This is a genomic window from Spongisporangium articulatum (assembly GCF_044465595.1).
Lineage (GTDB): Bacteria > Actinomycetota > Actinomycetes > Actinomycetales > Kineosporiaceae > Spongisporangium > Spongisporangium articulatum.
Genome location: NZ_JBITLV010000001.1, coordinates 551830 through 572513 on the forward strand (window position 1 = coordinate 551830; position 20684 = coordinate 572513).

At 73.0% G+C, this 20684-nt stretch carries 22 protein-coding genes; 9 read left to right on the plus strand and 13 right to left on the minus strand.

The features are described from left to right. Positions 1-4: 4 nt before the first annotated feature. The 5 genes from purB (at position 5) to ACIB24_RS02665 (ending at position 6182) form a co-directional block, all read left to right on the plus strand. Positions 5-1387: an adenylosuccinate lyase gene (gene purB / locus ACIB24_RS02645; protein WP_398274754.1), complete on the plus strand. Its 1383-nt coding sequence runs from the start codon at positions 5-7 to the stop codon at positions 1385-1387. A gap of 65 nt (positions 1388-1452) precedes the next feature. Beyond that, a complete protein-coding gene (locus ACIB24_RS02650) occupies positions 1453-2670 on the plus strand; it encodes a hypothetical protein (RefSeq protein WP_398274757.1) in 1218 nt (405 codons plus the stop codon). Between the two features lie 168 nt (positions 2671-2838). Next, positions 2839-3660, plus strand: a complete 822-nt coding sequence (locus ACIB24_RS02655) for an SDR family oxidoreductase (RefSeq protein WP_398274760.1) — start codon at positions 2839-2841, stop codon at positions 3658-3660. Between the two features lie 126 nt (positions 3661-3786). Next, positions 3787-4068 (plus strand): metal-sensitive transcriptional regulator, encoded by a 282-nt coding sequence (locus ACIB24_RS02660; protein ID WP_398274763.1) that lies wholly within the window; start codon positions 3787-3789, stop codon positions 4066-4068. Next, positions 4065-6182, plus strand: coding sequence for a heavy metal translocating P-type ATPase (locus tag ACIB24_RS02665; RefSeq protein ID WP_398274766.1), 2118 nt, complete (start codon positions 4065-4067; stop codon positions 6180-6182). The genes ACIB24_RS02660 and ACIB24_RS02665 overlap by 4 nt, the downstream gene beginning before the upstream one ends. Here ACIB24_RS02665 and ACIB24_RS02670 read toward each other — a convergent pair. The 10 genes from ACIB24_RS02670 to ACIB24_RS02715 form a co-directional block, all read right to left on the minus strand. Then, a complete protein-coding gene (locus ACIB24_RS02670) occupies positions 6172-7053 on the minus strand; it encodes an ankyrin repeat domain-containing protein (RefSeq protein WP_398274769.1) in 882 nt (293 codons plus the stop codon). The genes ACIB24_RS02665 and ACIB24_RS02670 overlap by 11 nt on opposite strands. 60 nt (positions 7054-7113) lie before the next feature. Beyond that, a complete protein-coding gene (locus ACIB24_RS02675; RefSeq protein WP_398274772.1) occupies positions 7114-8826 on the minus strand; it encodes an alpha/beta hydrolase in 1713 nt (570 codons plus the stop codon). Positions 8827-8986: 160 nt separating this feature from the next. After that, positions 8987-10189 carry a lycopene cyclase family protein gene (locus ACIB24_RS02680; protein WP_398274775.1) on the minus strand — a complete coding sequence of 401 codons (1203 nt, stop codon included), beginning with the start codon at positions 10187-10189 and terminating at the stop codon, positions 8987-8989. 212 nt (positions 10190-10401) lie between these two features. Continuing rightward, positions 10402-11271: a biotin-dependent carboxyltransferase family protein gene (locus ACIB24_RS02685; protein WP_398274778.1), complete on the minus strand. Its 870-nt coding sequence runs from the start codon at positions 11269-11271 to the stop codon at positions 10402-10404. Next, positions 11271-11870 carry an allophanate hydrolase subunit 1 gene (locus tag ACIB24_RS02690; protein ID WP_398274781.1) on the minus strand — a complete coding sequence of 200 codons (600 nt, stop codon included), beginning with the start codon at positions 11868-11870 and terminating at the stop codon, positions 11271-11273. Before ACIB24_RS02690 ends, ACIB24_RS02685 begins: the two co-directional genes overlap by 1 nt. Continuing rightward, complete coding sequence (locus ACIB24_RS02695) at positions 11867-12616, minus strand: LamB/YcsF family protein (protein WP_398274784.1); 750 nt, start codon at positions 12614-12616, stop codon at positions 11867-11869. Before ACIB24_RS02695 ends, ACIB24_RS02690 begins: the two co-directional genes overlap by 4 nt. A gap of 12 nt (positions 12617-12628) precedes the next feature. After that, positions 12629-13927, minus strand: a complete 1299-nt coding sequence (locus ACIB24_RS02700) for a hydroxyacid-oxoacid transhydrogenase (RefSeq protein ID WP_398276716.1) — start codon at positions 13925-13927, stop codon at positions 12629-12631. A 66-nt stretch (positions 13928-13993) separates the two neighbouring features. Further along, positions 13994-15199, minus strand: a complete 1206-nt coding sequence (locus ACIB24_RS02705; protein ID WP_398274787.1) for an FAD-binding oxidoreductase — start codon at positions 15197-15199, stop codon at positions 13994-13996. A gap of 169 nt (positions 15200-15368) precedes the next feature. Next, positions 15369-15617 carry a hypothetical protein gene (locus ACIB24_RS02710; protein ID WP_398274790.1) on the minus strand — a complete coding sequence of 83 codons (249 nt, stop codon included), beginning with the start codon at positions 15615-15617 and terminating at the stop codon, positions 15369-15371. Positions 15618-15653: 36 nt separating this feature from the next. Further along, on the minus strand, positions 15654-15932 hold the full coding sequence (locus tag ACIB24_RS02715) for a YciI family protein (protein ID WP_398274793.1): 279 nt from the start codon (positions 15930-15932) through the stop codon (positions 15654-15656). Between the two features lie 41 nt (positions 15933-15973). Here ACIB24_RS02715 and ACIB24_RS02720 point away from each other — a divergent pair, with 41 nt between their 5' ends. Then, positions 15974-16243, plus strand: coding sequence for a hypothetical protein (locus ACIB24_RS02720; protein ID WP_398274796.1), 270 nt, complete (start codon positions 15974-15976; stop codon positions 16241-16243). A 4-nt stretch (positions 16244-16247) separates the two neighbouring features. Here the strand turns inward: ACIB24_RS02720 and ACIB24_RS02725 are convergent, their stop codons facing one another. Then, positions 16248-16448: a hypothetical protein gene (locus ACIB24_RS02725; RefSeq protein ID WP_398274799.1), complete on the minus strand. Its 201-nt coding sequence runs from the start codon at positions 16446-16448 to the stop codon at positions 16248-16250. A 119-nt stretch (positions 16449-16567) separates the two neighbouring features. Continuing rightward, the gene (locus ACIB24_RS02730) at positions 16568-17059 is read right to left on the minus strand and encodes a winged helix-turn-helix transcriptional regulator (RefSeq protein WP_398274801.1); all 492 of its coding nucleotides are present in this window, start codon (positions 17057-17059) and stop codon (positions 16568-16570) included. Positions 17060-17114: 55 nt separating this feature from the next. On the opposite strand from ACIB24_RS02730, the gene ACIB24_RS02735 reads away from it, so the two are divergent. Beyond that, a complete protein-coding gene (locus tag ACIB24_RS02735) occupies positions 17115-17633 on the plus strand; it encodes a PaaI family thioesterase (protein ID WP_398274804.1) in 519 nt (172 codons plus the stop codon). A 38-nt stretch (positions 17634-17671) separates the two neighbouring features. After that, positions 17672-18310: an HNH endonuclease family protein gene (locus tag ACIB24_RS02740; RefSeq protein ID WP_398274807.1), complete on the plus strand. Its 639-nt coding sequence runs from the start codon at positions 17672-17674 to the stop codon at positions 18308-18310. Between the two features lie 77 nt (positions 18311-18387). On the opposite strand, the gene ACIB24_RS02745 is transcribed toward ACIB24_RS02740, so the two are convergent. Then, positions 18388-19908 carry an MFS transporter gene (locus ACIB24_RS02745; protein ID WP_398274810.1) on the minus strand — a complete coding sequence of 507 codons (1521 nt, stop codon included), beginning with the start codon at positions 19906-19908 and terminating at the stop codon, positions 18388-18390. Positions 19909-20113: 205 nt separating this feature from the next. Here ACIB24_RS02745 and ACIB24_RS02750 point away from each other — a divergent pair, with 205 nt between their 5' ends. After that, positions 20114-20683 (plus strand): TetR/AcrR family transcriptional regulator, encoded by a 570-nt coding sequence (locus ACIB24_RS02750; RefSeq protein ID WP_398274814.1) that lies wholly within the window; start codon positions 20114-20116, stop codon positions 20681-20683. The last annotated feature ends 1 nt before the right edge of the window (position 20684 follow it).

Consider the following 20684-nt stretch of genomic DNA (forward strand, 5'->3'; position numbering starts at 1 on the left):
GCCCGTGACCACCGCTGACACGCCCCGCTTCGACGCACCGCTCGGCCCGCTCGACGGCCGCTACCGCCCGACCGTCGCCCCGCTGGCCGGCCACCTCTCGGAGGCGGCGCTCAACGCGCGGCGCGTGCACGTCGAGGTCGAGTGGCTGATCCACCTGACGGCGAGCGGCGCCGTCCCGGGGCTGCGGACCCTCACGGACGCCGAGGTGGCGCTCCTGCGCTCCGTCGCCGCGGACTTCGACGACGCCTCCGTCGCCGAGCTGGCCGAGACCGAGCGGGTCACGCTGCACGACGTCAAGGCCGTCGAGTACTACGTGAAGAAGCGGATGGAGAACGGGTCGCTGGCCGACCTGCTCGAGATCGTGCACCTGTTCTGCACCAGCGAGGACGTCAACAACCTGAGCTACGCGCTCATGGTGCGCGACGCCGTCCACCAGGTCTGGCTGCCCGCGGCCACCGCGCTGGTCGAGCAGGTCGAGGGCATGGCCCGCGACCTGCGGGCACTGCCGATGTTGGCCCGCACGCACGGGCAACCGGCCACGCCGACCACGCTCGGCAAGGAGCTCGCCGTCCTCGCGCACCGGCTGCGCCGGCAGCTCAAGCGCATCGCCGCCGCCGAGTTCCTGGGCAAGCTGAACGGCGCGACGGGCACCTTCTCGGCGCACGTCGTCGGCGCCCCCGACGCCGACTGGCCCACTGTCTCGCGCACTTTCGTCGAGGGCCTGGGCCTGACCTGGAACCCGCTGACCACGCAGATCGAGTCGCACGACTGGCAGGCCGAGCTGTACGCGGACGTCGCGCGGTTCAACCGCGTCCTGCACAACCTGTGCACGGATGTGTGGACGTACATCTCGATCGGCTACTTCGTCCAGGTCCGCGGGCAGGGCACCGTCGGCTCGAGCACCATGCCGCACAAGGTGAACCCGATCCGGTTCGAGAACGCCGAGGCCAACCTCGAGGTGTCGAACGCGCTGCTCGACGTGCTCGGCTCGACGCTCGTGACCTCGCGCCTGCAGCGGGATCTCACCGACTCGTCCATGCAGCGCAACATCGGGACGGCGTTCGGCCACTCGCTGCTGGCCCTCGACAACGTGCGACGCGGGTTGTCCGGGCTGGACGCCGACCCGGCCGCCCTGGCCCGCGACCTCGACGAGACCTGGGAGGTGCTCGGCGAGGCGGTGCAGACGGTCATGCGCATCCACGGGCTCGACCAGCCCTACGAGCGACTCAAGGAGCTGACCCGGGGCCGGCGGATCGACGCGGCCGGGATGCGGGAGTTCGTCGAAGGGTTGGGCCTGCCGGGGGACGTCGAGAAGCGGCTGGTGGAGTTGACCCCCGGCACCTACACCGGGATCGCGGACGAGCTGGTGGATTTCCTCGACTCCTGAAGTCGATTCCTGTGGCTTAGGGGTGATTCACCCCATCGATCACTCGTGTCCCTTAGGGTCCCGGGGTGCGCCGAGCCCTGCGCCTCACCGTCGAGGCTGTGACCGTGCTGGCTTGTTCGCTCCTGGGCGGCGCTCTCCCCGGGGCGGTGGCGGCCACGACGCCGGTGAAGGCCGACACGGTGCTGTCGAGCAAGCCGAAGGCGTTCAGCAGCACGGACGGCGACATCCTGACCGTCGTCCCGGTGCGCGGGGCGAGCGTCGCCTCGATCGCGATCGGCGGCAACTTCCGGCACGTCCGCCAGCCGGACGGGCGCTCGGTCGCGGCCCGGAACTTCGCGATCCTGGACGCGAAGACCGGAGCGGTGCGGTTCGCCGGGCAGGTCGACTCCTACGTGCGGTCCATCACCAGCCGCGACGGCGTGACCTACCTGGGCGGGGACTTCACCTGGGTGGGCGGGAAGTACCGGCCGCGGGCCGCCGCGGTCTCCGCGACCGGATCCGTGACCGCCTGGAACCCGAGGCCGCCCGGTCGGGTGCGGGCCCTGGCCGCGGACAAGACCGGCGTCTACCTGGCCGGTGACTTCAACGCGGTGCGCAAGGTGTCGCTGTCCACGGGCGGCACCCTGTGGGCCAAGACGACGACCGCGGGTCTCAGCCGCACCCTCCTGCTGACCGGCGGTTCGCTGTACGTGGGTGGGCTGTTCGAGAGCTACGACGGGCTGGTCCGGCACGGTCTGGTGAAGGTCGCACCCGGTTCGGGGGCCGTGGACGCCGGATTCGACGCGAAGCTGCGGGCCGACTCGGGCACCGGCCCCTACCCCGACTACGACGGCGAGGGCGTCGCGTCCCTGGCGGCGGCGCCGACGAAGGGGAACATCGTCGTCGGGGTCGGCGGCCACGCCCCGCCCGGCCCGCTGGTCTCCAACGAGGTCTTCGAGCTGAAGGCCGCCACGGGCGGCAAGGTCTGGCGGAAGGGCCTGATCGGCGACGGGCAGGCGGTGGCCGCGGTCGGGAAGACGGTCGTCGTCGGGTATCACCGCAACCTGCCCAACACGACGGTCCCGTGGCCGTACTTCGCCGCGCAGTTCAACGACGCGAAGGGTTCGCTGACGACGTGGGACCCGAAGCTGACCGGCGACCAGTCGAACGCCGACGGCGGCAACAACGGCGTGCAGGCCATGTACGCGAACGCGACGGCCAAGCGCCTGTTCGTGGCCGGCGCCTTCACCGCCTGGAACGGGAAGGCGGGCTACCAGTCCCTCGCGGTGTTCAGCTGGACGTAGTGCGGGTTCCGCGCCGCTGCCTTGACGTTGTGCCGTTCGCCCCGCCGGCGCCAGGGCGCCCAGGCCCGCAGTGCGTCAAGACAGTCGCCACGAACCCGTCGAACGTCCAGGCAGTGGCGATCGCGCGACGAATTCGCTGAAGGAGCCAAGCGGACGTAGGCTCCGGTTATGGCTAAGACATGGTTCATCACCGGGGCGTCCAAGGGATTCGGCCGCGAGTGGGCGGAAGCCGCCCTGGAGCGCGGCGACCGGGTGGCGGCGACGGCCCGCGACCTCAGCACAATTGAGCCGCTGGTCGCGAAGTACGGCGACGCGGTGCTGCCCCTCCAACTCGACGTGAACGACCACGACGCCGACTTCGCCGCCGTCGCCCAGGCCCACGAACACTTCGGCCAGCTCGACGTCGTGGTGAACAACGCGGGCTACGGCCACTTCGGGATGATCGAGGAGATCTCCGAGGCGGAGGCCCGGGCGCAGATCGAGACCAACCTGTTCGGCGCCCTCTGGGTGACCCAGGCGGCGTTGCCGTTCCTGCGCGCGCAGGGGTCCGGGCACATCCTCCAGGTGTCGAGCATCGGCGGGATCAGCGCGTTCCCCAACGTCGGCATCTACCACGCGTCGAAGTGGGCGCTCGAGGGGTTCAGCCAGGCGCTGGCCCAGGAGGTGGCCGGCTTCGGCATCAACGTCACCCTCATCGAACCGGCCGGGTTCAGCACCGACTGGGCCGGGCCGTCGTCCAGCACCAGCGCCAAGCTCGAGGCCTACGACGAGGTGCGTGAGCGCCGGCAGAAGCAGCGCAGCGCCATGCCGGTGGGCGACCCGCACGCCAGCGCGGCCGCCGTGCTCAAGCTCGTGGACGCCGAGAACCCGCCGCTACGCGCCTTCTTCGGCCTCTCCCCGCTCGGCATCGCGACCGCCGACTACGAGTCGCGGCTGAAGTCGTGGAACGAGTGGCAGTGGCTGGCCGAGGAGGCGCACGGCACCGCCTAACCCTTCGGCGTGCCGCTTCAAAGCACAGGAATCCGGCCCTTCGTGGCCGGATTCCTGTGCTTTGGCTGGGCACGCGGCACCCTCCCGCGGTCGACCTAGATACCCTAGGGGGGTAGGGTGTGGCGCATGAACGGGTACAGCGGGAGCAAGGACGACTACCTGAAGCGGCTGCGGCGCATCGAGGGCCAGGTCCGCGGGCTGCAGCGGATGGTCGAGGAGGACACGTACTGCATCGACATCCTGACCCAGGTGTCCGCGGTGACGAAGGCGCTGCAGGCGGTCAGCCTGGGCCTGCTCGAAGACCACCTCGACCACTGCGTGCGTGACGCCGCCGTGGCCGGCGGCCCGGAGGCGGACGCCAAGATCCGCGAGGCGGCCGACGCGATCGCCCGGCTGGTGCGCTCATGAGCCCGCTCGAGCTGAACCTGACCGACGTCTCCGGTCAGGCCCCCCGCGGCGCGGGCGCCGGTCAACGCGAGGTGACGCTCGACGTCCAGGGCATGACGTGCGCCTCGTGCGTGGCCCGGGTGCAGAAGAGCCTGAACGGCGTGACCGGCGTGCGGGCCAGCGTGAACCTGGCCACCGAGACGGCGCACGTGGTCGCGGCGCCGGACGTCACCGACGACGCGTTGATCGCCGCGGTCGAGCGCACCGGCTATCACGCCAGCCTGCCCCAACCGCCCGGCGAGCAGCAGGACCCGGAGGAGGCACCGGACACCCTGCGGACGAGGCTGCTGGTCGCCGCCGTGCTCACCGTGCCCGTCGCCGCGATCTCGATGGTCCCGGCGTGGCACTTCGACGGGTGGCGGTGGGTCGTGCTGGCCCTGGCCACCCCCGTCGTCACGTGGGGCGCCTGGCCATTCCACCGCGCGGCCGCGGTCAACGCCCGGCACCTGGCCTCCACCATGGACACCCTGGTCTCGATCGGCATCGTCGCCGCCTACCTCTGGTCGCTGGTCGCGCTGTTCACCGGCGGTGAGTTGTACCTCGAGGTCGCCACCGTCGTCGCCACGTTCCTGCTGGCCGGGCGCCACCTCGAGGCCCGCGCCCGCCGCGCCTCGGGCGCCGCGCTGCGCACGCTGCTCGACCTGGGCGCCAAGCAGGTGACGCTCGTCGACGGCCGCACCGTCGGGCTGGAGACGCTGCGCGTGGGCGACCGGTTCGTCGTCCGGCCCGGCGAGAAGATCGGCACCGACGGCGTCGTCGAGGACGGCGACAGCGAGGTCGACGAGTCGATGCTCACCGGGGAGGCGGTGCCGGTCGACGTGGGGCCCGGCGCGACCGTCACCGGGGCCACGGTCAACGGCGGCGGGCGGTTGACGGTGCGGGCGACCCGCGTCGGCGCCGACACCCGGCTCGCCCAGATCGGGCGTCTGGTCCAGGCCGCACAGAACGGCCAGGCCCCGGTGCAACGCCTGGCCGACGCCACCTCCGCCGTGTTCGTGCCGGTGGTGCTCGGGCTGGCGCTCGTCACGCTCGTCGCCTGGCTGGCGATCACCCGCGATCCGTCGGCCGCGTTCACCGCGCTGCTGGTCGGCACCGGCCGCGGGGCGCAGGCGGGCATCCTGATCCGCGGGCCGCAGGTGCTGGAGGACGCGCGTGCGGTGCGGGTCGTCGTCCTCGACAAGACCGGCACGGTCACCACGGGCGCGATGCGCGTCGCGGGCGTCACCACCACCGGCGGCCTGACCGAGCACGAGCTGCTGCGCTTCGCGGGAGCGGTCGAGGCCGCCTCGGAACACCCTGTCGCGCGGGCGATCTCGCAGGCGTCGGGTGACGTCGAGGTGGCCACCGGCGTCCGGCAGGAACGCGGCCTCGGCATCGAGGGGACGGTCGACGGGCACCTCGTGCGCGCCGGACGTTCCACGTGGATCATGGGGACGATCCCGACAGAGCTGACCGAAGCGCTGGCGGCCTACGAGCGGGACGGGCGGACCGTCGTCCTGGTCAGCCTCGACGGCGAGCCCGCCGGGCTCGTCGCGGTCGGCGACACGGTCAAGCCCGGGGCGGCGGACGCCGTCGCGCAGCTCGTGCGGCTCGGCCTCACCCCCGTGCTGCTCACCGGGGACAACGAACGCGCCGCGCGCGCGGTCGCGGCGGCGGTCGGCATCGACGAGGTCGTGGCCGGGGTCATGCCCGAGGGCAAGGTGGACGTCGTCCGCCGGCTCGAGCGCGAACGCGGGCCGGTCGCGATGGTCGGGGACGGCGTGAACGACGCGGCCGCGCTGGCCGCGGCCCGGCTCGGGCTGGCCATGGGGACGGGCACCGACGCGGCGATCGAGGCGAGCGACGTGACCCTGGTGCGGGGTGACCTCACGACCGTGCCACAGGCGGTGCGGCTGTCGCGGGCCACGCTGCGGGTGATCCGGCAGAACCTGGCCTGGGCCTTCGGGTACAACCTGGCCGCGCTCCCGCTGGCCGCGTTCGGCCTGCTCAACCCCATGATCGCGGGCGGCGCGATGGCGTTGAGCAGCGTCGCGGTGGTGACGAACAGCCTGCGGCTGCGGCGGGTCAGCCTCTAGCCGCGAGGGCGGCGAGCAGGAGGCGTTCCACCTCGTCGTGCGCGGACGGGTCCTCGTACTCGGCCCGGCCCTGCCGGCACAGCGCGAGCGAGTCGCGGCCCTCGTCGTCCCGCAACGTCGGGTCGGCCCCGCGCGCGAGCAGGTGCCGGACGGCGTCGGGCCGCCCCTCGCGCGCGGCCAGCCGCAGGGCCTGGCGCCCCCAGACCGGCTCGACCGCGTCGACCGGGGTGCCGGCGTCGAGGAGCACGTCGAGGACGGTGAGCCGCTGGTGGTGGGCCGCCATCATCAGCGCGAGCAGCCGGGTGCCCTCGTCGGCAGGGGCCGTGGTGAGCGTCCCCGCGGCCGCCGCCAGCACGTCGTCCGGCACGCGCGCCCCGGCCCGGACGAGGAGGTCGACGACGTCCGTCATCCCGAACACCGCGGCGTGCAGCAACGCGGTCCCGCCGGGGACGCCACCCGAGTCCGCCGCCGCGCGCGCCTCGAGGTCGGCGCCCGCCTCGATCAGGACCAGCGCGACCGCGGCGTCGCCGTAGCTCGCGGCGGTGATCAGAGGCGTCTCGACCGGCGGCGGCTGGTCGCCGTCGACCGGCGCCCCGGCCGCCAGCAGCTCGCGGGCCAGGTTCGCCGCGCCGGGCACGTCCCGCCACCGATTGGTCGCGGTGTCGTACCGCAGCATCGCGACGTAACCGAGCGGTGAGGCGCCCAGCGGGTGGTCGCGCCAGTTCTCCAGTCCGGCCGTGGCCGACGCCGGGTCGGCCGTGAGCAGCGCACGCAGCGCCGTCACGTCACCGTGGTCGAGCATGCCGCGACGCTCGACCTCGGCCTGACGGCGCGACGGGTCGGGATCGGGGTGCCGGGGCAGCGATGGCATGGTGTGCGAGCAGGGTACGCCGGCGACGGCCGGATTCCGCCGTCACACTTCCGTCCATGATCACGAGTGCAGGGCGTGGTCGAGCGTGCGCAGGGCGAGGAGCGGGTTCGTGCCCCGCACCGGGATGCCGGCCCGGGTACCGACGGTCCCGCCGAGCGCCGTGGCCGTCGCCGTCGATCTACGGAAGTAGGTGTACCCGTACGACTCCGGGGTCGGGTCGGGCAGCGCGTTGCAGGTGTAGCCGTCGGCGGGCAGCGTGCCGTGCACCAGGTAGGCCTCGACCACGCCGTCGACGCAGCGGTTGCCGCCCGCGTAGAGCGCGTGGTCGCCCTCCCCCTTGACGACGACCATTCTCGAACCGGGCAGGGCCGCCGCTGTGCGTCGGGCACCCTCGATCGGGGTGGCCGGGTCCTTCTCGGACTGGATCATCAGCACCGGCGGCAGCCCGGCGCCCGTCACCGCGGGGAGGGTCAGCGAGGGACGGTTCCAGAAGTAGCAGGGGTCGGACGGCGCCGCGTAGCCCAGCAACGGGTACTGCTCGCCCCAGGCCGTCGACAGCTGCACGAGCTCGGCGCGGTTCCGGTTCCAGACGCTGTCGTTGCAGGTCACCGCCACGAAGGCGGCGTCCCCGGCGTCCGAGGACATCGGCCTACGGGCCAGCGAGCTCGGCGCCGAGTCCGAGCCGACCAGGGCCGTGGCCCGCTGCTCGGCCCGGGCGTAGGCCCGCGCGGCGGTCGCGTCGTGGCCGGCGTCGGTCGCGGCGATCGCCGTCGCGAAGTCCTGCAGCACCATCGCGGCCAGCGGGAACATCGCCTTCGCGTACATCGCGCTGGTCAGCAGTTGGTCCAGCAGGACGGCGCTGTCGACGGGCCGGTCGGGGCTCAGCCCGGCGCGGATCGACTCGTAGCTCGCCTCGACGGCGGCCGGCGTCGTCCCCAGCCGGTACTCCTTGTCGTACTTCGCCGCCCACGGCAGGAAGTCCTCGCGGAAACGGCGCTGGAAGCCCATCGGCTGCAGTTCGAAGGCCTGCTCCCAGCCGTTGGTGACGTCGACGTTCGAGTCCAGCACCAGGCGCTGGACCGCGGCCGGGTAGGCGGTCGCGTACCGGGCCCCCAGCCAGGTGCCGGCCGAGTAGCCGAGCCAGTTCACGGGGCCGGCGCCGATCACGCGGCGCAGCAGTTCGAGGTCCTGCACCGTCTGCGCGGTGTTCACGTACCGGGTCAGGGAGCCCGCCTGGCAGGCGCGCGCCTGGAACGCGGCGCCGTCCATCATCAGGTCGAGGTTCACGGCGCTGCGGTCGCGCGGGTCGAGCAGGTTCGCCGACACCCCGCCGCACGTGACGTTCGTCGACAGGCCGGTGCCCCGCACGTCCATGCCGTAGACGTCCTGGCTGCGGGTGATCGCCTTACGTCCGTCGCTGAGGAACACCATCGGCAGGTTCAGGCCCGATGCGCCCGGCCCGCCGGGGTTGGTGAAGAGGACGCCGGTCCGGGTGCCGGTCGCGGGCAGCTTGCTCACCGCGACGCGGATGGTCCGACCGTTGCCGGGGTCGTCCCAGTTCAGCGGGGCGGTCAGGTAGGCGCAGAGTTCCTTGTAGTAGGCCGACGGCAGGCCCGGGTCGAGCTCCTCGTCGATGCAGGGTCGCCACGTGAGGGTCTGGGCGCGGAAGGCGGCGGCCGAGTCGGCGTCCACGCCCGTGCCGTAGGTGGCCGCTCGCAGGTGGGTGGACCGATTGCCCCGGGCCCCTTCGGCCACCTGGGGAACGCTCGCCACCAGACCGAGCGTGACCGCGGCGACGGAAGCCGCGACGAACACGCGTCGGCCGGGACCACCTGACATTGCGGGGAACTCCCGGGGTCTCGTCGCACCTGCTGCCGGTTCCGACCCAGCGAGCGGAGCAAGTGCTGGTCAGTGCCGGCCAAGCATGGCGGTGTTACGGATGGTTACGTGGCAGGACACTCCGTAGCCTATGCCAGGCCCTGAGGCTGGCATCCCCGGCCGCCGCCCGGGCCATCGGCCACGCCGGCGTCGACCGCATCACAGCAAGTTCCTCGGAGTATGTGGTCGCGCCGTCCAGGAACCGCGTCACCCGCTGCGGCGGCTGGGCCGCGAACAGCCCGCTGAACAGCGCCGGACCGTCGACGCCGCCGGTACGCAGCGCCCGCAGCAGCACCGCGTCCATCCAGCGGTGCCGGGCGGGGTAGGCGGGCGGGGGCAGCGGAGTGCGTCCCGCCTGGAACAGCCGGACGACGTCCGCGGCCTGCCGCTGCATCGCGGCGAACGTGTAGCCGGTCGAGCCGCGCGTCGCCCCTCCGGCGGTGCCGATCCGGAAGGCGCGCGGGCCGGCGGCGCGCGCGAAGACGGCGTCGGTCATCGGGATCGCCCCGTCCTCGACGTGCTCGACGGTGTGGTCGATGACGCCGAGCGCGTTCAGGTAGGCGCGCAGGGCGATGTCGTACGCGGCCGGATCGAGCCGGGCCGGGGAGAACTCGGTGTACTCGACCAGCGCCTCCGTGCCCGACGTCGGCAGCAGGTAGGCGAAGGCGACCCCGACCTCCGGCTGCGGGACGGTGAAGTCCATCAGCGTCGCGACCCCCGGGTCGAACTCCGGGCGCGGGGTGCGGACGAACCAGCCGCGGAAGTGCTGCAGGAGCACCGTGCGACCGGGCCGGACCGGCGGGGCGGGGCGGGAGTCGAACGTCCACCGCGCACCCAGCCGCGCGGACGCCGTGGTGACGGGCACCCGGCCGGGCGCACCCGTCGTCCCGGAGACGTCGAGGCCGGTGACCGGCTCCTGGATCCACACCGCGCCCAGGCGCTCGGCCGCCCGCTCGGCCTCGGCGTAGAGGGCCGACGAGCGGAGCATCACGTACCGGGCGCCACCGAGGTCGTGCTCACGGGCGGTGCCGTGACCGTCGACCAGGCGCAGGAAGCGCCACCGGGCGGTGATCAGGTCGTCGAGGGGCGCGGGCCCGTCGGTCCACCAGCACCAGGTGCGGTCGTCGGTGACGTGCCGGACGGGGTCGATCAGGGCGATGCGCGGCTTGTCGCCGGCGCCGGCGTAGGCGCGGTCGAAGGCCAACAACAGGCTGAGCCCGGCTCCCCCGGCCCCGATGATCGCGACGTCGACGTCCATTGGGTCCAGTGTGCCGGGCAACGGCGCCGATCCCTTGGGATGCACCCCTGAGGGGATGCAGCGCACCCCACGCCGCCGCCCGGCGACCCACGGCACTCTACTCAAAGTAGTCGAATCAGTGCATCCCGTGATCACCAGCTGAGGCCAGTGGGTGGTCGCACTGCTTTGCCGTGAAGGCCGATTGGCGTTCGGGCGTGAACGCCAATCGGCGCTCACGGCAAACGAGGCAACAGTGACAGCCGGACGGGCTGGCCGGGGCGCAGCTGGGCGGCGCGGTCGCACGACGCTTCGGTGAGCACGGCGACGACGGGGTAACCCCCGGTCACCGGGTGGTCGGCGAGGAAGACCACCGGTTCGCCACCGGGCGGCAGCTGGACGGCGCCGCGCACCAGGGGCTCGCTCGGCACGTGCGCGCCGGCCCGGGTCCGGACCGGTGCTCCCTCGAGCCGGAGGCCGACCCGGTCGCTGCGTCCTGACACCCGCCACACGTGACCCGGGAGTCGTTCGCCGTCGGCCAGCAGGTCGTCGCGCGGGCCGGGCAGGGCCTCGAGGGTCACGAGGCCGGTCGGCGGGGCGGCCAGGGCGACGGCGTCGAGGATCGGCCACCCCGCGGCGGTGCCGACGGGGCCGGCGGGCAGCACGTCGCCGGGGCGCACCGGCTCCGGGCCCAACCCGGACAGCAGGTCGGTCGAGCGTGAGCCGAGCACCGGCGGCACGTCCCAGCCCCCGTGGACGGCGAGGTAGGCGCGCAGGCCGGCGGTCGCCGTCCCGAGCCGCAGCGTCGTGCCCGACCGCCAGGTCAGCACCGCCCCGGGCGGGTGCTCGACCCCGTCGACGAGCACCGGGACGGCGGCCCCCGTCACGGTGACGAGCAGGTCGGCGAGCGCGGTGGCGGCGAACCCGCCGAGCAGGACCTCCAGCCCGGCCGCGCCCTCGGGGTTGCCGAGCAGTCGGTTGGCCAGCCGCAGGGCGCCCAGGTCAGCCGCCCCGGAACGGGGTACGCCCAGGTGTGCCCACCCCGCGCGGCCCAGATCCTGGACGCACGTCAGCGGGCCGGTCGCCGTCACCTCGATCGCGCGCATCAGACCATCCGGAAGCGCACCCGCACGCCGGGACGCAGCAGGGCGGGCGGGTCGCGGTCGAGGTCCCAGAGACGCGCGTCGGTGCGGCCGATCAGCTGCCAGCCGCCGGGCGACGCGGTCGGGTAGACACCGGAGTAGCCGGCCGCGAGCGCCACGGACCCGGCCGGTACGCGCGTGCGGGCGGTGTCCCGGCGCGGGACGTCGAGCCGGCGGTCGTCGCAGCGCAGGTACCCGAACCCCGGCGCGAACCCCGAGAACATCACCCGCCAGGTCGCGGCCGCGTGAGCCGCAACCAGCGCGGGGACGTCGAGCCCGGCCAGTGCGGCGGCCTCGGCCAGGTCCTCGCCGTCGTAGACGACGTCGAGGGTCACGGTCTCGTCCGAGAGGTCGACGGCGGCGGTCGTCGTGGCGCGGACCGTCGCCTCGAGCGTGCCGGCGTCGGTGCGCCGCGGGTCGAAGCGCAGCAGCAGCGTGCGCTCGGCCGGCACGACGTCGCTCACTCCCGGCAGGTCACGCTCGGCCAGGGCGGTGGCGAGGTGCAGCGCCGGTTCGTCCACCTCGACCAGCAGCCCGGTCTCACCGACCCGTCGGAAGTTCACGCGAACCGGGTCGGCGGGAAACCGGCGTCGACCAGGGCCCGCCTCACCCGCCGGGCCAGATCGACGGCGCCCGGGGAGTCGCCGTGCACGCAGATCGACTCGGGCCGCAGCGGGACGACGGTGCCGTCGTCGGCGACCACCTCGCCGGCCGTGACCATGCGTGTGACCTGCTCGGCGACGGCGTCGGGATCGGTGATCACGGCGTCGGGGCGGGAGCGCGGGACCAGACCGCCGTCGGCGGTGTAGCGGCGGTCGGCGAAGGCCTCGGTGACGCCCCGCAGGCCCGCGTCCGCGGCCGCGGCCAGCAACTGCGAGCCGGGCAGACCGAGGACGGCCAGCGACGGGTCGAACTCGGCCGCCGCCTCGACCACGGCCTGCGCCTGCCCCGCGTCGTCGCGGGTGGCGTGATACAGGGCGCCGTGCGGTTTCACGTACGTGACGCGCCCGCCCGCCGAGCGGGCGAAGGCCTCGAGGGCCCCGAGCTGGTAGAGCACGTCGTCGCGCAGATCGCCCGGTTCCATGTCGACGAAGCGGCGGCCGAACCCGGCCAGGTCGCGGTAGGCGACCTGCGCACCGATCGCCACCCCGTGCACGGCCGCGGTCACGCAGGAGCGGCGCACCGTGGGCGGGTCACCCGCGTGAAAGCCGCAGGCGACGTTGGCACTGGTCACCACCGTGAGCAGGGTGTCGTCGTCGCCGAGCGTCCAGCGCCCGAACGATTCACCGACGTCGGCGTTCAGGTCCACGCCGACATGGTTTCACCAGTTCTCGACGGAACGCCGGAAGATGCCCGCCAGGTCCTCGGCGTGCACGTCACGCGGGGCGGCGTCGAGCAGTCGCTGCTGCTTCAGCGCCCCCTCGACCAGGGCGTCGACGTCCTCCTCCCCGAACCCGACCCCGCCGATGCCGTTGGGCATGCCGATGTCCCGCATCAGGTGGGTGACGGCCAGCGGCAGGTGTTCCGCAGGGTCGTCGGGAGCCTCGAGCGTCGGGGCCAGCAGGGTGGCCGCCCGCACGTGCCGGTCGGGGTCGGTGTCGAAGGTGAAGCGGAACGCCTCGGGCGCGGTCAGGCACACGGACATCCCGTGCGGCACCATCGGGTGCCCGGCCGGGTAGCCGGCGGGGTGGAACGCCTCGGGCAGATCGGCGACGCGGCCGGCGATCGGGTAGGCGTTGGCGTGCGGCACGTGCACGCCCGCGTTGCCGAATCCGAGCCCGGCGAACGTGGCGGCGAGCATCATGTCGTGCCGGGCCGCCCGGGCGTCAGGAGTGTCCTCGTGCCCGTGGTGCACCGCGCGCCGGAACGCGCTCGAGAGCAGGCCGAGCGCGCGCTCCGACCACATGTCCGCGACCGGGTTCGACCCGCAGTAGGGCACCCGCTGGGCCGGCTTCTTGCGCGGCCTGGCGTCGAAGGGGCGCGCGGTGTAGCTCTCCAGTGCGTGGCAGAGGATGTCCATCCCGCACGCGGCGGTCACCTCGGCGGGCAGGGAGTGCGTCAGCGTCGGGTCGACGACGGCCAGCACCGGGCGCAGCCGTGCGTGGCTGATACCGGTCTTCACCTTCAGCGCGAGGACGTCGAGCACGCACACCGTCGTCGACTCGGCGCCGGTGCCGGCGGTGGTGGGGACGGCGATCAGCGGCTTGAGCGGGCGGTCCGGCGCCTGGCCTGCGCCGACGGGTGGGTTCACGTAGTCGAGCAGCTCACCGCCGCAGGTGGTCAGCAGGTTCACGGCCTTGGCGGTGTCGATGCACGAGCCGCCCCCGACGGCCACGAACGCGTCCCACGGGCCGGTGTCGCGCGCGTGTTCGACGGCCTCCGCGATGCTCTCGTCGGTCGGTTCCACGTGAACCCTCGAGAACACCTGCACCTGCATGCCGTACGTGCGCAGCGAGTCGGCGACGCGGGCCGGGGCCCCGGTGGCCAGCACCCCGGCGTCGGTGATCACCAGGACCCGGGTGGCACCGAACTGCCCTACGTCGTAACCGATCTCGTCGGCCGCGCCGGCGCCGAACTTCAGCTGGGGGGCGCCGTACGTGAAGACCGTCTCCGTCGACATCTCCGTCGAAGTCTCCGTCACCGGGCCTGTCTACCGCGTCGCGCGGCGCACCGCCACAGCCGGCGGTCAGGCGGACGGGACCGCGCGCCCCACGCCACCGAGGTCGGCCACCAGGTGCAGCACGGCGTCCGTGACCGCGCCCTCCGCGTCGTCCGTGCCGGTGTGCAGCAGGTTCACGCGCAGGGTGCCCTCGGCGAGGTGGCCCGACAGGATCGGCACGGCCCCGCGGGACACGGCCCGCAGCACGTCGGGCAGGCGCTGCTCGAAGGCACCGAGCGCGGCCGGCGGGAGGGCGACGTCCAGGACGACGGCCGGGCCTTCGGCGGCGACGGCGTCGGCGTGCGCCTCGAGCAGGTCGCGCACCCGGGCCCGCTCGGCGGGAGAACCCGCGAGCGCCAGGTCGCGGACGACGTCCAGCTCGCCGAGCAGGCCGCCGAGCGAGCCGACCGCGGCCCCCTCGGGCCCGGCCACCTCGAGCAGGAGGTACAGCGGGTACGGCCGGCCGAACGGTGAGCTCAACCCCCGGTGCTGGAGGACGAGGCGCAGGCCGTCGTCGTGGAGGTACTCGGCGGCGGTCACCGTGTCGAACCGGTCGCGGACGGCGGCCAGGACGGCCAGGGCGTCGTCGACCCCCTGCACCGCGACCAGCGCGGCCCCGGCCACGTCGGCCGGTTCGGCCAGCAGCAGCCGAACGGCGGTGATCACTCCCCGGGTGCCCTGGCTGCCGGGCAGGCCCTGGAACACGTCGTCGGCGTCGGTCGCCCCCTCGGGCAGGGCGACCACCGACCCGTCGGGCCGTACCGCCACGAGCCCGCAGAGCTGGGCCCGGGTACCTGCGTTGGTGGCGACGATGCCGCCGACGGTCGCGGACTCGCGGGCCGCGGGGTCGAGCACCAGGTCGAGCCCGGCGGCCCGCGCGGCGGCCTGGACGTCGCCCAGCGTCACGCCCGCCCCGACCAGCACCGTGCGGGCTTCGGCGTCGACGGGACCGATCGCGTTCAGCCGGCGCGTGCTGAGCACCACCTCACCGTCCTGGGGGGCGCCCCGACCGACGAGGCCGGTGTTGCCGCCCTGTGGGACGAGCGGCACCCCGGCCTCGGCACAGGCCGTCACCACGGCCGCGACCTCCTCGACGCTGCCGGGCCGGACGACGGCGAGCGGTTTGCCGTGCCATCGGCGGGTCCAGTCCTGCGCGTAGGGGGCCACGGCCTCGGGCTCGGTGACCACCTGGGCCTCTCCGACCAGCTGCTCCAGTCGGGCTACCAGGTCCACAGGTGGCACCCTCCTCGCGCGCGTCAAGATCACTCAAAGTTGCTGAATACGGCCTTCTGTGACGAAAGATACGCAGCGTAGCCAATCTTACCCAGCCGACCGCACCTATTCACGCGGGACACGACACCAACCGGTGCCACTCGGAGGCTCACCGGACCCACACCCGAACTCACTCGATGCTGCCGCCGTCCTGACCGCCGTCGTCCTGGACCGCGGGCCGACCCGGGGCACCGGCGAGCTCGCCCGGGGCGGCCTGCTCGGCGTCGTCCACCTGCTCCTGCGCCCGCTCCGGATGCCCGCCCCGGCGTGCCGCCTCGGGGTCGGGGCGCCCCTCGTCGCCGGGTTCCCCGGCGTTGACACCCTCGTTCTCCACGAGGGTGCCCTCGGGCGGTTCGGGCTGGATCTGCGTGGGTTCCATACGTCCCTGCCTATCCCGGAACGCCGGCGCCCACCATCAGAGCCGGTCTCGGGCCCGGCCGAGGACGACGTTCCAGCCCCGCACCGAGCGCTCGGCGATCACCCCGGCGGCCCGGAACGGGTCGGGGTCGAGCAATGCGAGGGCGGCGTCGGCGGTCGCGGTGTCGAGCAGCAGCAGCGCGTTGTCGTCGTCCGTCGGGCCGCTGAGCACGAGTTCCGGCAGCCCGGCCAGGAATTCGCGGTGGGCCGGGCGGACCTCGTCCCGGGTCGCGGTCGACCCCTCCGAATAGGTGTAGGTGACGACGAACAGGGACACGGTGGCTCCTTCTCTCATGCCGGAGTGTCATCATCACAGGCGTGAGCACCCGCGGGACGCCGACCACCGTGCAGGACGCCCAGGCCGTCGTCGAGATGCGCTGGCTGGCCTGGATCGGCGTCGGCATCGCCGCGATCTGCCTGGTGCTGGCGCTCAGCAGCTGGCAACTCGGCCGGCACAACGACAACGCGTTGGTCGCCTACGTCGCGGCCCCGTTCTTCGTGCTGCTGGCCGCCGCGTGGATCATGGGCGTGCGACGGCTGCGGGCGCGGGTCGCCGAGGCCCGCAAGGTGCTCGAGAAGAGGCGCTGAGCCCTCACTTCGAGGGCTGCGGCACCTTGCAGTCGATCTTCGGGTTCACGCCGACGTAGTTCAGCGGCCCGGCGACCACGGTGACCGCGATCGTGCCGGCGTCGGAGCAGCTCACGTCCTGGTTGTCGCCGAAGTAGCCGCGCTGGACGGCTGCGGCGACACCGATGAGCAGCCAGATGACGAGAATGACGGACCCGATGCGCATCGCGTGCCTCCTGGAAGCGGACCTGGGTGCGGAACGGTGCGGCGTTCCGTACCTTTCGCCCCGATTCGACCGGGGCCTGATGATCACATTAGGGATCACCGGCCGTTACGCCAGCCGAGTTACCGCCGCCGCGCTCCCGGACCCGGCGCGGGGCGCACCTGGGTGAGGTCGTCGTCCAGCTCGTGCCCGTGGGCGCAGCGCAGGACGACGGACACCTCGGCCCCGCACTCGTCGTCCCCCCGGCCGCGGTGCCGGAACTCCAGCGGCGACCCTTCGGGGTCGGCGTAGTAGCGCGTGCCCCACGCGTTCAGCGCGACGAGCACCGGGTAGAGGTCGAGGCCCTTCTGCGTCAGCCGGTACTCCTCCCGCACCCGCTGGCCGGCCTCCTGGTACGGCTGGCGGCGCAGCAGCCCCTCGGCGACGAGCAGCGCGAGCCGGTCGGTGAGCACCTGCCGGGGGATCGCCGTCCGGGTCCGCAGGTCGGCGAAGCGTCGGATGCCGTTGAACACCTCGCGCAGCACGACGAACGACCACCGGTCGCCCAGCACCTGCAGTGCGCGCTGGACGGTGCAGTTGTCGATCGACCACTGGAGGGCGGCGGGTTCACTCACGGCACCAGCCTAGGTCTTGTTGACAGACTCAGCCAGCGCCCGCCAGGCTGAGTCCGTGACCGAGACCCAGACCGGCGACGTGTCCGCCGTCCGTGAACGTTCGTACGCGTGGGCCGACCCGACCCCCACCCTCCAGGCGCTGCCCGGCACGGCGGGTGTCGACGTCCTGAAGCGCATGCTGGCCGGGGAGCTGCCGCCCCCGCCGATCATGGCCACCCTCGGCGTGGAGGCCGGGTCGTTCGAGGTCGGCTCTGCCTCGTTCACGATGCAGCCCGAGGAGTTCCACTACAACCCGCTCGGCACGGTGCACGGCGGGGTGATCGCGATGCTGCTCGACTCGGCCGCCGGCTGCGCCGTGCACTCGACGCTGTCGGCCGGAGAGGGGTACACGTCGGTCGACCTGACCACCAAGTACCTGCGGCCGGTCACCGCCGCCTCCGGCCGGGTCACGGCGACGGGCACGGTGCTCTCGCGCGGCTCGCGTACGGCGCTCGCGCAGGCGCAGCTGACGGACGACGCCGGTCGCCTGCTCGCGCACGCCACCTCGACCTGTCTGATCTTCCCGATCGGCTGATCTATCTCACGGAGGGTGTCGACGGGCATCATGCGGGTGTGCGCCGAACCCTGAGCCTTCTCGCGTGTCTGACGCTGTTCGTCTCCCCGGCGCTGGCCGGCTGCGAGGGGTTGTCGACGCTGTCGCCGGCGGAGACCGTGGCCCCGGCGAACCTCGGCGACCTGAAGGTGCGGGCCGAGAGTCACGCCGACAGCTACCAGCGCGAGGACTTCGGCAGCGCCTGGAAGGACGTCGACCGCAACGGGTGCGGGCAGCGCGACGACGTCCTGGCCCGGGATCTCAAGAACGTGAAGCGCAAGGGCCGGTGCACCGTGGTCTCGGGAACGCTCACCGACCCGTACACCGGCGAGAAGGTGACGTTCCGGAAGGCGAAGGCCGCCCAGGTCCAGATCGACCACCGGGTGGCGCTTTCCGAGGCGTGGCGCTCGGGGGCGTGGGCCTGGGGCGCCGACCGGCTGGAACGGTTCGCCAACGACCTCGACAACCTGACCGCGTCCGCGGGGGCGGTGAACAACGCCAAGTCCGACTACGACGCCGCGAACTGGCTGCCGGACGGGGCTTCTCGCCGCTGCTCCTACGCGAAGAAGGTGATCGCCGTGAAGGAGAAGTGGAGCCTGAGCGTCGACCGGGCCGAAGCGGCGGCGTTGTCGCGGGCCATCGACAAGTGCCCGGCCTAGCCGCGGTCGTGATCATGGAAAGTTCCGCGTAGGCGCCCCGGCGCCGGAGGGGAAGTTTCCATGATCACGACCAGTCGCTAGGCGGGGTCGGCCACCGGCTCGAGCTCCATGCGCTCCACCGGTTCCTGCGCCGCGACCACCGGGGTGGGACGGCTGGGCCGCAGCATCGTGAGCACGATCAGCGTGGTGAGCAGCAGCCAACCGGAGGCGATGAGGAACGACCGGTCGGCGCCGACGACGAAGGCGTGGGTCGCGGCCTCGGCCGGCGACAGCCCGGTCACGTCGGCCCCCTTGCTGACGGAACCGAAGATCGTCACCAGGACGGCCAGACCGAGCGAGCCGCCGACCTGCTGAGTGACGTTGACCAGCCCCGACGCGGCCCCGGCGTCCTGCGGGGCGACCCCGGACAGGCCCGCCGTGGTCAGGGGCACGAACGCCGTGCCGTTGCCCATGCCGAACAGCAGGATCGGGCCGAGCAGGTGCCAGTAGGTGGCGCCCGCGTGCAGCTCGCTGAGCCAGAGCAGGCCGACCGTCGAGATGCTCAGCCCGGCGGCGATCACGTACTGCGGGGCGAACCGCTGGCTCCAGATCCGCGCCGAGACCTGCGAGGACAGGAACACCATCGCGGTCAGGGGCAGGAAGGCCAGGCCGGCCCGGATCGGGCTGTACCCCAGCACGTCCTGCAGGAACTGGGTGAGGAAGAAGAAGACCCCCATCATCCCGGCGACCAGCAGCAGCCGCGCGACGTACGCGGTGCTGCGGGTGCGGTCCAGGAACAACCGCAGCGGGGTGATCGGCGCTGGCGCGCGCAGCTCGACCGCGATGAAGGCGGCCAGCAGGACGACGCCCGCCCCGAACGCGCTCAGCGTCCGGACGTCGGTCCACCCGTCGGAGGCGGCGGAGACGAAACCGTAGACGAGGCTCGTCATCCCGGCCGTCGAGGTGAGCGCGCCGACGAGGTCGAAACGACCCTGGGCCCGCGGGGTCTCGACCAGGAAGGCCCGCCCGCCCGCGATCACGGCCACGGCGAACGGCACGTTGACGAAGAAGACCCAGCGCCAGGACAGCCACTCGGTGAGGAGGCCGCCGGCGATCAGACCGAGGGCGGCCCCGCCGATCGAGACGGCCGTGTAGTAGCCGATGGCCCGGGTGCGTTCCTTCGGGTTCGGGAACATGGTCATCAGCAGGGCCAGCGCGGACGGCGAGGCGAGGGCCGCACCGATGCCCTGGGCCGCCCGGGAGGCCAGCAGGGAGCCGGGGTTCTCGGCGAATCCCCCGACCATGCTCGCGATCGTGAAGATCGCCAGGCCGGTGATGAACGTGACCCGGCGGCCGAGCAGGTCACCCGCCCGGGCACCGAGCAGCAGCAGGCCGCCGAAGGTCAGCGTGTAGGCGTTGACGACCCAGGACAGGCCGGTCGGGGAGAAGTCGAGGGCCCGCTGGATGCTCGGCATGGCGATGTTCACGATGCTGACGTCGAGCACGACCATCAGCTGCGCGGTCAGGATGACGGCGAGCACGGCGCGGTGCCGCGCAGTGCTCGTGCCGCTGGTCTCGGTGCTCCGCTCAACGGGAGCAGGGAGCGTTTCTGCACTCATGGCAGAGTTCTCCTAGGTCGATGTACAGTGGTTAACCGGAAGCTTCCTCCGGAAACAATACGGAGGTAGCCTCCGGTTTGCAAATGTGATCGCGTTGCGGCGCGCCCGTCCGGGTGACGGGCACTTCCGGGGCCGGTCCTTCGTTCTCGGAAGAGGTGCCGGCGTGTGGACGCCGACTGAGGAATCGGCTGCAGGGAGGTCGACGGTGACCGAGGTGGCGACGAAGCCGATGCGTGCCGACGCCAAGCGCAACCGCGACGGGCTGATGGCCGCCGCGCTGACGGTCTTCACCCGGGACGGCGCCGAGGCGCCCCTGGAGGCCGTCGCCCGGGAAGCCGGGGTCGGCATCGGCACCCTGTACCGGCACTTCCCGTCCCGTGAGGCGCTGCTCGAGGCCGTGTACCGGCGGGAGAACGAACGGTTGTGCGCGCGGGCGGCCGAGCTGCTGGCCTCCGAGGCCCCCCTGGACGCGCTCTACGCCTGGACCGACGCCTTCATCGACTACGCCGCCACCAAGCGCGGCCTGGCCGCGGCCCTGAAGTCGATGATCGCGGACCGGTCGGAGTTCTTCCTGGAGTCCCGCACGCGGATGATCAACGCGGCCGACTCACTGCTGGCCGCCGTGCAGGAGGCCGGCCAGATTCCCGAGGGCATGTCCGCCGAGGACCTGATCCGCGGGATGGGCGGCATCTGCATGCAGCCGTCGCCCGACCCCGAGCAGGCCCGCCGGCTGGTACGACTGATGATCGACGGGATGCGCTACCGCGCGTCCTGAC

Excerpts from the sequence above, each read along its gene's own strand:
- ACIB24_RS02700 (WP_398276716.1), bottom strand. The coding sequence starts at position 13,927 with ATGTCGACGGAGACGGTCTTCACGTACGGCGCCCCCCAGCTGAAGTTC.
- ACIB24_RS02710 (WP_398274790.1), bottom strand. The coding sequence starts at position 15,617 with ATGGAACCCACGCAGATCCAGCCCGAACCGCCCGAGGGCACCCTCGTG.
- ACIB24_RS02725 (WP_398274799.1), bottom strand. The coding sequence starts at position 16,448 with ATGCGCATCGGGTCCGTCATTCTCGTCATCTGGCTGCTCATCGGTGTC.
- ACIB24_RS02660 (WP_398274763.1), top strand. The coding sequence starts at position 3,787 with ATGAACGGGTACAGCGGGAGCAAGGACGACTACCTGAAGCGGCTGCGG.
- ACIB24_RS02685 (WP_398274778.1), bottom strand. The coding sequence starts at position 11,271 with ATGCGCGCGATCGAGGTGACGGCGACCGGCCCGCTGACGTGCGTCCAG.
- ACIB24_RS02665 (WP_398274766.1), top strand. The coding sequence starts at position 4,065 with ATGAGCCCGCTCGAGCTGAACCTGACCGACGTCTCCGGTCAGGCCCCC.
- ACIB24_RS02670 (WP_398274769.1), bottom strand. The coding sequence starts at position 7,053 with ATGCCATCGCTGCCCCGGCACCCCGATCCCGACCCGTCGCGCCGTCAG.
- ACIB24_RS02680 (WP_398274775.1), bottom strand. The coding sequence starts at position 10,189 with ATGGACGTCGACGTCGCGATCATCGGGGCCGGGGGAGCCGGGCTCAGC.
- ACIB24_RS02655 (WP_398274760.1), top strand. The coding sequence starts at position 2,839 with ATGGCTAAGACATGGTTCATCACCGGGGCGTCCAAGGGATTCGGCCGC.
- ACIB24_RS02745 (WP_398274810.1), bottom strand. The coding sequence starts at position 19,908 with ATGAGTGCAGAAACGCTCCCTGCTCCCGTTGAGCGGAGCACCGAGACC.